12 protein-coding genes, 1 tRNA gene and 1 pseudogene are annotated in these 15,160 nt (G+C 67.1%); 8 read left to right on the forward strand and 6 right to left on the reverse strand.

Annotation, left to right across the window (positions count from 1 at the left end; translation table 11 throughout):
* Positions 1 to 5 precede the first annotated feature (5 nt).
* Genes AC0SZ7_RS22040 through AC0SZ7_RS22075 form a run of 8 tightly spaced genes read left to right on the forward strand, consistent with a single transcriptional unit; the run spans position 6 to position 11,389 of the window.
* Positions 6 to 950, forward strand: a complete 945-nt coding sequence (locus tag AC0SZ7_RS22040) for a DUF58 domain-containing protein (RefSeq protein WP_416423197.1) — start codon at positions 6 to 8, stop codon at positions 948 to 950.
* Entirely contained in the window at positions 947 to 1,441 is a 495-nt protein-coding gene (locus tag AC0SZ7_RS22045) for a DUF4381 domain-containing protein (RefSeq protein WP_475506350.1), read from the forward strand. Before AC0SZ7_RS22040 ends, AC0SZ7_RS22045 begins: the two co-directional genes overlap by 4 nt.
* Positions 1,434 to 2,510, forward strand: a complete 1,077-nt coding sequence (locus tag AC0SZ7_RS22050; RefSeq protein WP_475506351.1) for a vWA domain-containing protein — start codon at positions 1,434 to 1,436, stop codon at positions 2,508 to 2,510. The genes AC0SZ7_RS22045 and AC0SZ7_RS22050 overlap by 8 nt, the downstream gene beginning before the upstream one ends.
* The gene (locus AC0SZ7_RS22055) at positions 2,507 to 4,273 is read left to right on the forward strand and encodes a vWA domain-containing protein (protein WP_475506352.1); all 1,767 of its coding nucleotides are present in this window, start codon (positions 2,507 to 2,509) and stop codon (positions 4,271 to 4,273) included. Before AC0SZ7_RS22050 ends, AC0SZ7_RS22055 begins: the two co-directional genes overlap by 4 nt.
* Positions 4,270 to 5,898 (forward strand): BatD family protein, encoded by a 1,629-nt coding sequence (locus AC0SZ7_RS22060; protein ID WP_475506353.1) that lies wholly within the window; start codon positions 4,270 to 4,272, stop codon positions 5,896 to 5,898. Before AC0SZ7_RS22055 ends, AC0SZ7_RS22060 begins: the two co-directional genes overlap by 4 nt.
* Before the next feature lie 42 nt (positions 5,899 to 5,940).
* Positions 5,941 to 7,179, forward strand: a complete 1,239-nt coding sequence (locus AC0SZ7_RS22065; RefSeq protein WP_475506354.1) for an exonuclease SbcCD subunit D — start codon at positions 5,941 to 5,943, stop codon at positions 7,177 to 7,179.
* A complete protein-coding gene (locus AC0SZ7_RS22070; protein WP_475506355.1) occupies positions 7,176 to 10,820 on the forward strand; it encodes an AAA family ATPase in 3,645 nt (1,214 codons plus the stop codon). The genes AC0SZ7_RS22065 and AC0SZ7_RS22070 overlap by 4 nt, the downstream gene beginning before the upstream one ends.
* The gene (locus tag AC0SZ7_RS22075; protein ID WP_475506356.1) at positions 10,817 to 11,389 is read left to right on the forward strand and encodes a glutathione S-transferase; all 573 of its coding nucleotides are present in this window, start codon (positions 10,817 to 10,819) and stop codon (positions 11,387 to 11,389) included. The genes AC0SZ7_RS22070 and AC0SZ7_RS22075 overlap by 4 nt, the downstream gene beginning before the upstream one ends.
* A gap of 271 nt (positions 11,390 to 11,660) precedes the next feature.
* Here AC0SZ7_RS22075 and AC0SZ7_RS22080 read toward each other — a convergent pair whose 3' ends face one another.
* From AC0SZ7_RS22080 to AC0SZ7_RS22105, 6 genes and pseudogenes are all read right to left on the reverse strand, one after another.
* Positions 11,661 to 11,840: a hypothetical protein gene (locus AC0SZ7_RS22080; RefSeq protein ID WP_416423189.1), complete on the reverse strand. Its 180-nt coding sequence runs from the start codon at positions 11,838 to 11,840 to the stop codon at positions 11,661 to 11,663.
* 332 nt (positions 11,841 to 12,172) lie between these two features.
* Positions 12,173 to 12,247, reverse strand: a tRNA-Gln gene (locus AC0SZ7_RS22085).
* Positions 12,248 to 12,438: 191 nt separating this feature from the next.
* Positions 12,439 to 13,260, reverse strand: coding sequence for an alpha/beta fold hydrolase (locus AC0SZ7_RS22090; protein WP_475506357.1), 822 nt, complete (start codon positions 13,258 to 13,260; stop codon positions 12,439 to 12,441).
* Positions 13,261 to 13,402: 142 nt separating this feature from the next.
* Positions 13,403 to 14,575 (reverse strand): lactonase family protein, encoded by a 1,173-nt coding sequence (locus tag AC0SZ7_RS22095; protein ID WP_475506358.1) that lies wholly within the window; start codon positions 14,573 to 14,575, stop codon positions 13,403 to 13,405.
* A gap of 71 nt (positions 14,576 to 14,646) precedes the next feature.
* A complete protein-coding gene (locus AC0SZ7_RS22100) occupies positions 14,647 to 14,919 on the reverse strand; it encodes a DUF5629 family protein (protein ID WP_475506359.1) in 273 nt (90 codons plus the stop codon).
* 142 nt (positions 14,920 to 15,061) lie between these two features.
* Positions 15,062 to 15,160 (reverse strand): annotated as a pseudogene (locus AC0SZ7_RS22105) (IS110 family transposase); the annotation flags it as partial.

Raw genomic sequence — 15,160 nt, forward strand, 5'->3', positions numbered from 1 at the left:
TCGACATGTCCGTCCCCGCGCCTACCGCACCCGGCACCCGCATCAGCCTCGCCGAGCTGATAGAAATGCGCCACCGCGTGCGCGAGGTGCAGCTGTTCTCCACCCCCGGCCAGCGCAGCCCGCTGATCGGCCTGCACCATTCCAAGCTGCGCGGCCGCGGCGTGGACTTCGACCAGGTGCGCGTGTACCAGGCCGGCGACGACGTGCGCAGCATTGACTGGCGGGTGACCGCGCGCACCCAGGAGCCGCACACCAAGCTGTTCCACGAAGAGCGCGAACGGCCCATCTACATCCTCGTCGAGCAAAGCCAGCGGCTGTTCTTCGGCTCGGGGCTGATGTTCAAGTCGGTGCTGGCCGCCCAGGCCGCCGCCCTGATCGGCTGGGCCGCGCTGGGCCACAACGACCGCATTGGCGGCCTGGTGTACGGCGATGGCGAGTATTACGAGGTCAAGCCGCGGCGCAGCAAGCAGAGCCTGCTGCAGCTGCTGAACCGCCTGGTGCGGGTCAACCAGTCGCTGCACACCGACAGCCGCCACGACGACGAAGCCTTGAGCATGGCCCTGCGCCGCGCCCGCGAGGTGCTGCGCCCCGGCAGCCTGGCGTTCATCATCTGCGACGAGCGCGCGCTGAGCAGCGCCGCCGAACAACAGCTCAGCCTGCTGTCGCGCCACTGCGACCTGCTGTTGCTGCCGCTGTCCGACCCGCTGGACCACGCCCTGCCCGCCGCCGGCCTGCTGCGCTTCGCCCAGCGTGGCGCGCAGCTGGAGCTCGACACCCTGAACCCCGAGCTGCGCCAGGCCTACCGCGCCCAGGGCGAGGCACGCATCGCCCGTTGGGAGCGCCTGGCGCAGAAGCTGCGAATACTGATGATGCCCCTGAGCACCCAGAGCGAGATGATCGAACAGCTGCGCGAATACCTGAACCCGCACAAACCGGGTAAAAGCCAATGAGCAGCCTGGACGACCTGCAACCGCTGATTACCCCGCCGCCCGCCGGCCTGTGGCCACCGGCCCCGGGCTGGTGGCTGCTGCTGGCCTTGCTGCCCCTGCTGGGCTGGGGCCTGTGGCGCCTGCGCCGCTTGCTGCCCAAACGCAAGGCTGCCGCCCCGGTGGAACAGCCGCTGGACCCGGTGCGCCAGAACGCCCTGGACGAACTGGCACGCCTGCCCAAGCCCTACGACGGCGCGCCGGCCGGCGCATGGCTGCAGCAGATCAACGCGCTGCTCAAGCGCCTGTGCCGCAACCACTACCCCAACGCCCACAGCCATACCCTCAACGGCCGGCAGTGGCTGGCGTTCCTCGACAACCGCTGCCCGGCCGCCGGCCTGACGCGCTGGATGGTGCTGGTGGAAGGCGCCTACAAGCCCGAATGCAAACTCGACGACAAGGCCATCAAGGGCCTGAACCAGTCGGTCGAGACCTGGATCCGCAAACATGTTTGAGTTCGCCTGGCCATGGATTTTCCTGCTGGCGCCGCTGCCCTGGGTGCTGCGCGCCCTGCTGCCGGTGGCCGACAGCGGTGAGCCGGCGCTGAAAGTCAGCTTCCTCGACGAGCTGGAAGGCCTGGCCAAGCGCCGCGCCCGCATGAGCCTGCCCACCTGGCGCCAGCAGGCGCCCTTCGTGCTGTTGTGGCTGTTGCTGCTGGGCGCCGCCGCCCGCCCGCAGTGGCTGGGCCAGCCGCTGCCCATCGCCGCCAGCGGCCGCGACCTGCTGGTGGCGGTGGACGTTTCCGGCTCCATGGACTACCCCGACATGCACTGGGAGGGTGACGACGTCAGCCGCCTGACCCTGGTCAAGCGCCTGCTCGGCAACTTCCTGGAAAACCGCAAGGGCGACCGCGTGGGCCTGATCCTGTTCGGCAGCCAGGCCTACCTGCAGGCGCCGCTGACCTTCGACCGCCACACCGTACGCACCTGGCTGGACGAGGCACGCATCGGCATCGCCGGCAAGAACACCGCCATTGGCGACGCCATCGGCCTGGCGGTGAAGCGCCTGCGCATGCGCCCGGCGCAGAGCCGGGTGCTGATCCTGGTCACCGACGGCGCCAACAACGGCGGCGAGATCCACCCCCTGACCGCAGCGAAACTGGCGGCCGAGGAACACGTGAAAATCTACACCATCGGCATCGGCGCCGACCCGTCCGAAGACGGCGCCCTGGGCATGCTGGGCATCAACGCGAGCATGGACCTGGACGAAGCCAGCCTCACCGAAATTGCCCGCCTCACCGGCGGCCAGTATTTCCGCGCCAGGGACGGCGAGCAGCTGAAAACCATCGGCGCCAGCCTCGACCGCCTGGAGCCGGTGACCCAGCAGCCCACCCAGGCCCGCCCTACCCAGGCGCTGTACAGCTGGCCGCTGGCGGCCGCGCTGCTGATGAGCCTGCTGTTGGTGGTGCGCGAGCAATGGCCGGACGCCCGCTGGCAGCGCCTGTTGGCGCGCCGCCACTTCCTGCCGGCCAGCAGCGACTGGCGCGAACGGCTCAAGCGGCTGCGCCTGCGGAGGCGCCGATGATCAGCCTGTGGCCCCACTGGTTCCGCCCCGCCTGGCTACTGCTGCTGCCCGTACTGGCTTGGCTGCTGTGGAAAGTCTGGCACCGGGAAAAACGCGCCGGGCGCTGGCAGGTACTGCTGCCGCCAGCATTCCACGCCATTCTGCTGAGCGGAGCCCACGGGCGCGGCAGCAAGACCCCATGGATAGCCCTCGGCCTGGCCTGGCTACTGGCCGCTTTGGCGCTGCTGGGCCCCAGTTGGCAGCGGGTGGAGCAGACCAGCCAGAAGCCGGCGGACCCGCTGGTGGTCATGCTGGAACTGACCCCGGACATGCTTGCCACCGACGTCGCCCCCAGCCGCCTGGAACAGGCGCGGCGCAAGCTGCTCGACCTGCTGCAGGCGCGCCGCGACGCGCAGACCGCAATCGTCGTCTATGCCGGCTCCGCCCACGTGCTGGTGCCGCTGTCCGATGACCTGGCCACCAGCCGCAACCTGCTGGACGCGGTAAAGCCTGCGATCATGCCGCAAAGCGGCCACCGCGCCGACCTGGCCGTGGAGAAGGCCCTGACTCTGCTGCATCAGGCCGGCCTGGGCCAGGGCCGCCTGCTGTTGATCGGCTCATCGCTCAGCGACGCCGAGCGCGACGGCATCGTCCAGCGCCTGGGCCGCGACGCCCCGCGCCTGCTGATCCTGGGCATTGGCACCCGCGACGGCGCGCCGGTGCGCGACGAACAGGGCGAATACCTCAAGGATGCCCAGGGCGCCATCCTGTTGCCGCGCCTGGACAATATCGGTTTGAAGACCTTCGCCGGCGAAGTCGGTGGCCTGTACCGCCAGGCTCATCTGGAAGACGACGACCTCGGCGAACTGGGCCTGCTCGACGGCCCGCTGAGCCTGCGCAGCACTGGCCAGACTGTGCAACTGGACAGCTGGGCCGACCAGGGTTACTGGCTGCTGCTACCGCTGTTGCTGCTGGCCGCCTGCGCCGGGCGCCGCGGCTGGCTGTTCTGCCTGCCGCTGCTGCTGTGCCTGCCGCAGCACAGCTTCGCCGCCAGCTGGGACGACCTGTGGCTGCGCCCCGACCAGCAAGGCCAGCGCTTGCTGCAACAACAGCGCCCGGCCGAGGCCGCGCAGCATTTCGAAGACCCGCAATGGCAGGGTATCGCCCTGTACCGTGCCGGCGACTACGCAGCCGCAGCCCAGCGCTTTGCCCAGGGTAACGAGGCCCAGGACCACTATAACCGCGGCAACGCGCTGGCCAGGGGCGGCGAGCTGGAAGCGGCGCTGGACGCCTACGACCAGGCGCTGGAACGCCAGGCCGACCTGGCCCCGGCGCTGCGCAACAAGGCGCTGGTAGAACAATTGCTGCACGAACAGCAACGCAAGGCCCAGGCCGCCGCTGACGCCGCCGCACAGGCCGCCCGCGATGCCGCCAACACCCAGGCCAGCACCGCGCCTGCGCAGAACGCCCAATCCGATGCCGCCGCGCAGCAGGCGCAAAACGCCCAGCAAGCGCCCAACACCGAACACGATCAACCCCAGGACCAGGCCAAGGCCGGCAACAACACCGCCCAGGGCGACACCGACAGCACGGCTGCCACCACCCAGACGCCCGATGCGCAGACGCCGATATTCGCCCCGCCGCCACCGGCCGACGGCGACCTCAACGACGAGCAGCGCCAGGCCCTGGAGCAATGGCTGCGGCAAATTCCCGACAACCCGTCGGAACTGCTGCGGCGCAAATTCTGGTATGAACAGCAACAACATCAGGAAAAGACCCGATGAGTCGCGCAAGCGTCCTGCCCCTCACCCTGTTGCTCGCCGTGCTGGCCAGCCAGGCCCACGCCGCCGCGCTCACCGCCAGCGTCGACCGCGCACGCCTGGCCGTGGGCGAGACCCTGGTGCTGACCCTGGAAACCAGTGACGTCACCCAGTTCGGCAAGCCCGACCTGACTGCCCTGGACGCAGCCTTCGAGGTGCGTGACACCCGCCAGGTCAACCAACTGCGCACCCTGGGCGGCGACAGCGAGGCCACCACCCGCTGGCTGATTACCCTGGCGCCGCGCCGCGCCGGCACCTTGAACATTCCGTCGCTGCAAGTGGGCGACCTGCACAGCGACGCCATCAGCGTGCAGGTGCTGGCCAGCCAGGCGCCGGACGCCAATACCGAGGCGCCGGTGTCGATCGAGGCCAGCCTGGACACCAACAGCGTCTATGTGCAGGCCCAGGCCGTGCTGACCGTGCGCGTCTACCACTCGGTGGCGCTGTACGACGACAGCAACCTGACGCCGCTGCAGGTGGCCGACGCGCGCATCGAACCGGTGGGCGATACCCGCACCTACGAAAAGCTCATCAACGGCATTCGCCATGGCGTCATCGAAAGCCGCTACGCCATTTACCCGCAGCACAGCGGCAGCCTGCAGATTCCGGCGCTGACGTTCAGCGCCACCGAAGTCGAACCGGCACCGGCCGGCCAGGACAGCAGCAACCCGCACCCTGGCAAAATGGTCCACGTGACCTCGGCGCAGCTGGACCTGACGGTCAAGCCCAAGCCGGCCAGTTACCCCACCGACGCCCCCTGGCTACCGGCGCGCAGCCTGACCCTGAGCGAAAGCTGGAACCCCGAGCCCGACCACCTGCAGGTGGGCGACTCGATGACCCGCACCCTCAGCCTGAAAGCCGAGGGCCTGTCTGCCGCGCAACTGCCACCGCTGCCGGGCACCGACAACATCGCCCTGCGCCGCTACCCCGACCAGCCGCAGCTGAACAACCAGGTGAACGAACGCGGCCTGGAGGGCAGCCGTGACGAGCGCGAGGCGCTGGTGCCGGCGCGCGACGGTGCCATCGAGGTCCCGGCCATCGACCTGACCTGGTGGAACACCCAGGAAGACCACCTGGACCACACCAGCCTGCCCGCCCGCACCCTGCAGGTGGCGCAGAACCCGACCCTGACCGTCGACACCCCGGCCGCGAGCACCGGCACCGCGCCGCTGCTGTGGCCATGGCAACTGAGCACTCTGGTGCTGGCGCTGACCACCCTGGCCGGCTTCGTGCTGTGGTGGCGCGCCCGCTCGCAACCTGCCGTGGCGCGCGCCGCGCAGACCGGCCCCAGCCCACGCACGCTGCTCGATGACCTCAAGCGCGCCTGCCTGGCCAACGACCCGCAGGCTACCCGCCAGGCGCTGGACGCCTGGGCGCGGCAGCAGCCCGAGACCCTGGCCGACATGGCCGCGCGCTTCGTGCCGCTGTCCGACGCACTGGATGGCCTGAACGGCGCGCTGTACAGCGAAAGCGGCCAGCACTGGCAAGGCCAGGAGCTGTGGCGCGCCATCGGCACCATTCCGGCCAGCGAAGCCGTGCAGGCGCCGGTCGGCGACAACGGCGCGCTGCCGCCGCTCTACCCCAAATAGCCAGCCCCTGCCCCACGGGCAGGGCCTGCCAAGGAATTTGCGATGCACCTGTTTCACACCTCCGACTGGCACCTGGGCCAGAGCCTGCATGGCCAGGACCGCGACTTCGAACACGCCTGTTTCCTCGACTGGCTGCTGGCCCGCCTGGGCGAGCGCCGGCCGGACGTGCTGCTGATTGCCGGCGATATCTTCGACACCGTCAACCCACCGGTGAAAGCCCAGGAGCGCCTGTACGACTTCATCGTCAACGCCCATGAGCAACAGCCGGCGCTGACCATCGTGATGATTGCCGGCAACCACGACTCCGGCTCGCGCATCGAGCTGCCGGCGCCACTGATGCGCCGGCTGCGCACCCATGCCCTGGGCCGCGTGGTGTGGCTGGACGACGGCCAACTGGACAGCGAGCGCCTGCTGATCCCGCTGCCCGGCGCCAACGGCGAGGTTGCCGGCTGGTGCCTGGCGCTGCCCTTCCTGCGCCCGGCCGAAGTCACCGGCGCTACCCTGGGCGACGACTACCTGAAGGGCATCGCCCACGTGCACGAACGCCTGATCGCCGCCGCCGAAGCCAAGCGCCAGCCAGGCCAGGCGCTGATCGCGGTCAGCCACGCGCACATGGCCGGCGGTTCGGTGTCGGTGGACTCGGAGCGCAGCCTGATCATCGGCAGCGCCGAGGCCCTGCCCGCCAGCCTGTTCGGCGAGAGCATCACTTACGTGGCCCTTGGGCATTTGCACAAGCCGCAGCAGGTCAACGGCGAAACGCGCATCCGCTACAGCGGCTCGCCGATCCCGCTGTCGTTTTCCGAGATCGACTACCCACACCAGATTCTAGAAATCCGCTGTGAGGGCGAACAGCTGCTCAGCGTTGAACCGCTGCTCATCCCCCGCGCCGTGGACCTGCTGCGTATCGGCCCGGCGCCCATTGCTGACGTGCTGGCGAAGCTGGCTGACCTGAACGAGGTGGACCTGCTGGCCGACCTTACCCACCAGCCCTGGCTGGAGGTGCGGGTGGTACTCGACGAACCGCAGCCCGACCTGCGCCAGCAGATCGAGACTGCGCTGCAGAACAAGGCCGTGCGCCTGGTGCGCATCGGCGCCGAATACGCCGGCAGCCGTGGCGCCGATGACGGCGACGCGCCATTGATCGAGCTGGACCAGCTCAGCCCCCAGGAGCTGTTCAGCCGCGCCTGGCTGGACAACTACGGCAGCGAGGTGGACAGCGCCACCCTGGATGACTTCGCCCTGCTGCTGCAGGAAGTGCAACTGGCGGGAGAACAGCCATGAAGATCCTCGCCATTCGCCTGAAGAACCTGGCATCGCTGGCTGGCCCATTCGAACTGGACTTCACCGCCGAGCCCTTGGCCAGCGCCGGCCTGTTCGCCATCACCGGGCCCACCGGCGCCGGCAAGAGTACCCTGCTGGACGCCCTGTGCCTGGCACTGTTCGGCGCCGTGCCGCGGCTGGGCAAGACCGGCCGCGACGCCAAGGTGCCGGACGCCGACGGCGAGATCAACACCGGCGACCCGCGCACCCTGCTGCGCCGCGGCACCGGCGCAGGCTTTGCCGAGGTGGATTTCGTCGGCATCGACGGCCGCCGCTACCGCGCCCGCTGGGAAGCCAACCGCGCGCGCGACAAGGCCGGCGGCAAGCTGCAGGCCAGCCGCCAGAGCCTGCGCGACCTGGACAACGACCAACTGCTGGCCAGCCAGAAAGGCGAATACAAGAGCTTGCTGGAAGGCTGCCTGGGCCTGAATTTCGAACAGTTCACCCGCGCCGTGCTGCTGGCCCAGAGCGAGTTCAGCGCCTTCCTGAAAGCCGACGACAACGAGCGCAGCGAGCTGCTGGAAAAGCTCACCGACACGGCGCTGTACACGCGCCTGGGCAAGCGCGCCTTCGAGAAAAGCCGCGACGCCCGCGACGCCCACAAACAGCTGCAGGACCAGGCGGGCGGCATCGCGCCGCTGGCCGCCGAGGCCCGCGAAGCCCTGGACCTGGAATACACCACCGCCCTGGGCCTGCTGCGCACCGAACAGGCGCGCCTGAAACAGCTGGAACAGCAGCGCCAATGGCACCTGGAAGGCCAGCGCCTGCACGGCGAACAACACGCCGCCAGCGAGCAACTGCAACAGGCCGAGCAACAGGCGCAAGCCTTGGCCGACAGCCGCGACACCCTGGCGCGCCTGGACACCCTGGCGCCCCAGCGCCACCTGTTCAGCCGTCAGGCAGAACTGACGGGCGAACTGCAGCCGCTGGCGACGCGCATTGCCGGCCACCAGCAGGCCACCGAGCAACTGCACGCGCGCCAGGCGCAACTGCAGCAGGGCCGCGAACAGGCCCAGGCGGCACTCACCGCCGCCCTGGCCGCCCAGGCCGACGCCGCGCCTGCCTTGCGCCAGGCCTTCGACGAACAAAGCCACCTGGCGCGCCTGGATGAACAGGCTGCGCCCTTGCAGCAGGCCGCGCAGGCGGCCGAAAACGCCCGCGACCAAGGGCAGGCGGCCATTCAGCGGCTGGAACAAGGCCAGCAGGCCAGCACTACCCGCCTTGCCCAAATGACCGAGCAGTTGGCCCAAAGCACTGGCCTGGCCCCGCTGGCCGACGCCTGGCCAGTATGGCGCCCGCGCCTGCAACAGGCGCTGACCCTCAGCGCACGCCTGCTCAAGGGCCGCGAGGAATTGCCGGCGCTGGAACAGCGTGCCAGCGCCAGCCAGGCACAACTGGCCACGCGGCAACAGGCGTTGGACGCGCTGTACCAGCAGGCTGGCTGCGCCCCCCACGAACTGGCCGACCGCGTCAGCGCCCTCACCGTCCACCTGCACGACAGCCGCCAACAGCTGCGCAGCGTCGAGGACCTGCACCGGCACTGGCAGCGTCAGCAGGAGCTGCAGGAACGCCAACACAGCCTGGGCGAACAGGCCCGCGTTGCCACCGAGCAGCGCGAGGCGCGCACCCGCGAAGGCCTGCAACTCAAGGGCGAACACGAGGCCGCCGTGCAGCAACTGGACGTCACTGTCGCCCTGCTCAACCGCCAGCGCCTGGCCCGCAGCGCCAGCATCGAAGAGTTGCGCGCGCAGCTGCAAGCCAATCAACCCTGCCCGGTGTGCGGCAGCGCCGAGCACCCCTGGCATCAGCCCGAAGCGCTGTTGCAGGCGCTGGCGGGGCACGATGACAGCGAAGAGCGCAACGCCCGCCTGGTGGTGGAAAAACTGGCCGCGCGCCTGGCCGAGCTGCGCGTCGAAGTCATCGCCCTGCGCGACCAGCAGGCGCAGTTCAAGCAGCAGGAGGAACAGCTGCAAAGCCAGCTGGGCACCGTGCAACCGCTGCTGGAAGCTCATCCGCTGTACGCAGCGCTGAGCGAAGCCGAGCAGCCAGGCCCGTGGCTGGAACAACAGCAGCAGGCGGCCCACCAGCGCATCCAGGCCGAAGAGCAACAGCAAACCGCGCTGCTCAACCTGCAGCAACAGGCTGGTGCCCAACAACAGCAACTGCAGCAAGCGCAGCAGGCCAGCCAGGACGCCAGCCGCCAGCTGGCCGAGCAAAGCCAGCACCTGCACAACGACCAGCAGCGCCTGGAAGAAGAACTGCAAGCGTTCGCCAGCGTGCTGCCGGCCAGCGACCTCGACGGCCTGCTGCACACCCCTGCCGCCACCTTCATGGCCCTGGACAACAGCGTCAGCCAGCGCCTGCAGCAACTCGAACAGCAGCGCGAGGAACAGCAGGAGCACGACGAGCGCCGCCAGCGCCTGGAACACGAACGCCTGCTGCAACAGGGCCGCGAACAGGCAGCCCAGGCACAGGCCGAAGGTCTTGCGCAATTCACCCGGCAACGCCAGGGCATCAGCGAACGCCTGCTTGCGCTGCTCGGCCAGCATGGCAACGCCACCGCCTGGCAAACCGTGCTGGAACAGGCCGTGCATCAGGCCCGCGCCACGGACAGCACTGCCGCCACCCACCTGCAGGACGCCAATAACCAGGCCGTGCAACTGGCCAGCGAACTGAAGGCCGACCAGCAGCGCCAACAGCAGCTCGACGCCGCCCTGGCAGCGTTGAAAACCACCCTCGACGCCTGGCGCCAGCAGCATCCGCAGCTGGACGACCACGGCCTGGCCGCGCTGCTGGCCATGGATGAACAGCAGGTCAGCCAGCTGCGCCAGCGCTTGAACCAGGCCGACAAGGCCATGGAAGAAGCGCGGGTGCGCCTGCAGGAACGCGAGCGCCAGCTGCAAGCGCACCAGGCCCAGGCCCAGGCCAACGGTGCTGCCGCCTTCGATGAGCTGGACGCCAGCCTGGTCAGCGCGCAACAACAGTGCGCCGCCTGCGAGGAAACCTGCGCCGAGCTGCGCGCCCGCCAGGTCGAGGACCAGCGCCGCCTGACTGCCCACGGCGAACTGCAGGCGCGCATTGAGCAGGCCTACGCCGAGTTCCAGCGCTGGGGCCGGCTGGCCGCGCTGATCGGCTCGGCCGAAGGGGAAAAATTCCGCAAGCTGGCCCAGGCCTACAACCTCGACCTGCTGGTGCATCACGCCAACGCCCAACTGCGCCAGCTGGTGCGCCGCTACCGCCTCAAGCGCGGCGGCAGCATGCTCGGCCTGCTGGTGCTGGACACGGAAATGGGCGACGAACTGCGCTCGGTGCATTCGCTGTCGGGGGGCGAGACCTTCCTGGTATCCCTGGCGCTGGCCCTGGGCCTGGCGTCGATGGCCTCCAGCACCTTGCGCATCGAGTCGCTGTTCATCGACGAAGGCTTCGGCAGCCTCGACCCCGAGTCCCTGCAACTGGCCATGGACGCCCTCGACGGGCTGCAGGCCCAGGGCCGCAAGGTGGCGGTGATCTCCCATGTGCAGGAAATGCATGAACGCATCCCGGTGCAGATCCAGGTCAAGCGCCAGGGCAACGGCCTCAGCAGCGTCGAGGTGACGGGATGATTTTGTATTCGTTCCGCCGCTGCCCTTACGCCATGCGGGCGCGCATGGCCCTGCGCTACAGCGGCGTGCCGGTGGAAATTCGCGAGGTGAGCCTGAAGGCCAAGCCGGCGGACATGCTGGCGGCGTCGCCCAAGGGCACGGTGCCGGTGCTGGTGCTGGCGGACCGGGTGATCGACGAGAGCCTGGATATCATGCGCTGGGCCCTGGCACACAACGACCCGGATGGCTGGCTTGAAAGCGATGGCGATGACCTGATCGCCTGCAACGACGGCCCATTCAAACAGGCGCTGAACCGCTACAAGTACGCCGACCGCTACCCCGAACACCCCATGGTGTTTTACCGGGAACAGGGCTGCGCGTTCCTGCAGGTGCTGGAAGCACGCTTGCTGGAAAGCCAGTGGCTGGCAGGTGAGCGCTTGAGTCTGGCTGACATCGCCATCGCGCCCTTCATCCGCCAATTCCGCGGCGTGGACCCGGACTGGTTCGGGCAGGCGCCCTACCCGCGCGTACGCGCGTGGGTCGAGGGCATCATCGAGTCTGCGTTGTTCAAGGCCATCATGGCCCGGTGAGCATCAGCCGCCGACGACAAACTGCGTGGCAATGGTGGCCGCCAGCATCACCGCTGCATACAGGCCGATGGCAAGGTAGGCACCGTGACGGGCAGAAGACAGAATGGCACTGGCCATGATGAAGGCTCCGTGGCAAAGAACTCAGGCTGACAGGATCAGGTATTGCCGGGCCGAAAACCAGTGACAAACATCAATGAAGGTTATCGGTTTTCTTGATTGTAGCTGTTGGCTAGCAACCCGCCGCTGGCCGGGCGGGTTTGCTCAGGCGTGCTCAGTGCTGGATCTTGTGGTCCAGGGCGGCATAGAAGTTGGCGCTTTTCTGCAGGTACTGCTGGGTGTAGCTGCTGACCGCAGCCTTGCGTTCGGTCACCTGCACGCTGGCGTGGGCTGGCAGCGCCACGGTGGCGGAAACAGCGGAAGCGGCGATCACGGAGAAGAGATTGAAGTTCATGGCGGCGTACCTCGAATAGGGTGGTTTGGCTGGGGCCGGTGAGGCCATGGGTCAAACTTACGCCTGGGGTGCCGCGGGTAGAAATTCATTGGGGTGGTAGCGGATATCATTGGGATTGATATCGGGCGGCCTCACCGTAGCAGCGGCCGCAGGCCGCGTCCAAGGCGCCGCGCTTTTTCAGGCACGCCGCGGTGAACCCGGACGCCGCCTGCGGCAGCTGCTACGGGGGCGGCCAAGCATGGACACTCATCGACAAAGAATTCCAGGCACGACAAATCCCCCACAATGCTCATGCACTTGGGAGAAAAAGAATTCAAATACTGGAAGAAAAATGGCAGGGGCGGCTGGATTCGAACCAACGCATGGCAGGATCAAAACCTGCTGCCTTACCGCTTGGCGACGCCCCTGTAGGTGTTGCGACGAGCATGTTGCTTAGTGCTCGTTGGGTATGGCGCGCAATTTACCAGCAAAATATCGATCTGTGAAGCCCTGGTGTGAAATTTTTTCTTTAAAAACAGCTGCTTGCCCTATCAAGCTGGCGGCCATGCTGCGCCGGGCCCCGTATTCGCTGATGTTGGCGGGGCCAGCGCAGGTTACGTCAGGCCTTGAAAAATGCCAGCAGGTCCTGGTTGATCACATCGGCATGGGTGGTGCACATGCCATGCGGATAGCCCTTGTAGACCTTCAACGCACCACGGCTCAGCAGTTTGATCGACAGCTCGGCCGAGTCGGCGATGGGCACTATCTGGTCGTCGTCGCCATGCAGCACCAGCACCGGCACGGTGATCTGCTGGAGGTCTTCGGTAAAGTCGGTCTCCGAGAAGGCCTTGATGCAGTCGTAGTGGGCCTTGGTGCCGCCCATCATGCCCTGGCGCCACCAGTTGTCCTTCACCCCTTCGGAGACGTCGGCACCTTCGCGGTTGTAGCCGTAGAACGGCACCGGCACTTCCTTGTAGAACTGCGCGCGGTTGGCGGCCAGGGCGCTGCGGAAGCCGTCGAACACTTCAATGGGCAGGCCGCCTGGGTTGCTGGCCGACTTGACCATGATGGGCGGCACCGCGCCGATCAGCACGGCCTTGGCCACCCTGCCCGCGCCATGCCGGGCCACGTAGCGTGCCACCTCGCCACCGCCGGTGGAGTGGCCGACGTGAATGGCGTTTTTCAGGTCCAGGTGCGCCACCAGTTGCGCGACGTCGCTGGCGTAGGTGTCCATCTCGTTGCCGCTGGCGGTCTGGGTGGAACGGCCGTGGCCGCGGCGGTCGTGGGCGATGACGCGATAGCCCTGGTGCAGGAAGAACAGCATCTGCGCGTCCCAGTCGTCGGCGCTCAACGGCCAGCCGTGGTGGAACACGATGGGTTGCCCGGTGCCCCAGTCCTTGTAGAACAGTTGGGTGCCGTCTTTGAGGGTAAACAGAGCCATGTGTCACCTCCATTGTGCAGAAGGCATGCGCACGCTGCGCAGGCCGAACAGGGAGGTTAGATGGTGGAAGGCGGGGCGATGGTGCCGCTCGTCGTCGGGCACCGCAAAGCAAAACCCCCGCTTTCACGGGGGCTTTGGTGAATCAGCGCAGGAATTTCACATCCGATGGCGAATCGATGTCGAGCTTCTGCACGGTGTCGCCGAGCTTGCCGGTGGCCGGGTCACGCTTGACCACCACGATCTGGTTACTCTTCTGGTTGGCGATCAGCACGAACTTGCCGCTTGGGTCGATGGTGAACTCACGCGGTTCGATGCCTTCCACCGAGCGGCGCTGTACTTCCTTCAGCTCGCCGCTGGCCTTGTCGATACCGAACACCAGGATCTCGCTGGCCTGGCCACGGTTGGTGACGTAGAAGAACTTGCCATCAGCCGAGAAGTGCAGCGCAGCGGTGGCCTTGTGGGCAGCATCGGCGTCAGCGGCGGCCAGGTTCACGGCCTGCTTCTGCACCAGGTTGCCAGCCTTGACGTCGAACACGAATACCTGGCCGCTCATTTCGGTGGTCAGGTAGGCGTGCTTGCCATCGGCGCTGAACAGCAGGTGGCGCGGGCCGCTGCCCGCTGGCAGCTGCACGGCGGCTGGCGAAGCGGCGGTCAGCGGCTTGGCCTTGTTGGCGGCGTCGTAGTGGTAGACGAACACCTGGTCGGCGCCCAGGTCCTGCACATACACGAAACGGCCGTCGGGGCTGGACACCACCGAGTGCACGTGGTCGCTGCCCTGGCGCTCGGCGACTACCTTGGAGGCTGCGTCGTGGCTTTCCTGCTGCACCAGTTCGCTCAGGGTGCCATCGGCGCCCACGCCGAACACCGACAGGCTGCCGTTAGGGTCCGGGTGCACCGAATAGTTGGCGACGAACAGGTGCTTCTCACCCTTGGCCAGGCTGGAGAACGTCGGGTCTTCACCCTTGGTCTCGACCTGGTTGATCAGGGTGAGGTCGTGGGTCTTGGGGTCGATCTTGAAGGCGCTGACCTTGCCGACCTTGTCGTGAGCCGAGTCCGGGCCGTTTTCGTTCACGGCGAACAGGTGCTTCTGGTCCTTGCTGATGGTCAGCCAGGACGGGTTCTCGGCCTTGGTCACGGCCAGCGGCTTGGCGCTGAGCTGGCCAGTGGCGCTGTCGAAGTGGTAGCGGTAGATACCTTCGCTGGTGTTGTTGGTGTAGGTGCCCACCAACAGGTCATAGCCGCTGGCGGCCATGGCGTGGGAAGAGAGCACGGTAATACCACTGGCGAGCAGCAAGGGCAGGAGATGGCGTTTCATTGTAGTTTTATCCTCGACGGGTCCTGAAGCAGAGACCCCGGTCATATTCAGAAGTTGGACGCCAGGAACACTTATTCCTGTTCGTCATCCTCATCCGTTGCAGAGAAACCACTGAGGCAGACTAGTTGATAGCTGCCGGTGTCGTTGCTGATTTCCCAGGACTGTTGCGCATCATCGAAGCGCGCCGCCGCCAGTTGCTCGGCGGTGAAGCGCCAGCGCTTGAGCTCGCGCCCATCCATGCATTCGATGCGCAGTTCGCCCGCGTCCAGGACAAAATCAAAAGCATGCAGATCATTGATCAGCAGCATGCCGCTTGTTTCTAGTTGTTCTTTAAGGCCGGTCATGACCATCTTTCATAAGGGGGTGGAGAGGCGCCCATGATATGCCAAATCGGCCAATTTGAAACCGGTTTCCGCTTCAAACTGTCGCACCCCTGCGTGCGTAAAAACGCGACAACCCGTAGCAGCAACTGTCTTGCCCAGTTAATTACGTCCGCCATGCTGTGCCCTCGCGCAGCATGGCGTTAAGCCGGATCAGCAGCACCCGCATGCACGCCACCAGCGCCACTTTTGCGCACTTGCCTTT

It is taken from the genome of Pseudomonas sp. JC1203, from assembly GCF_056175065.1.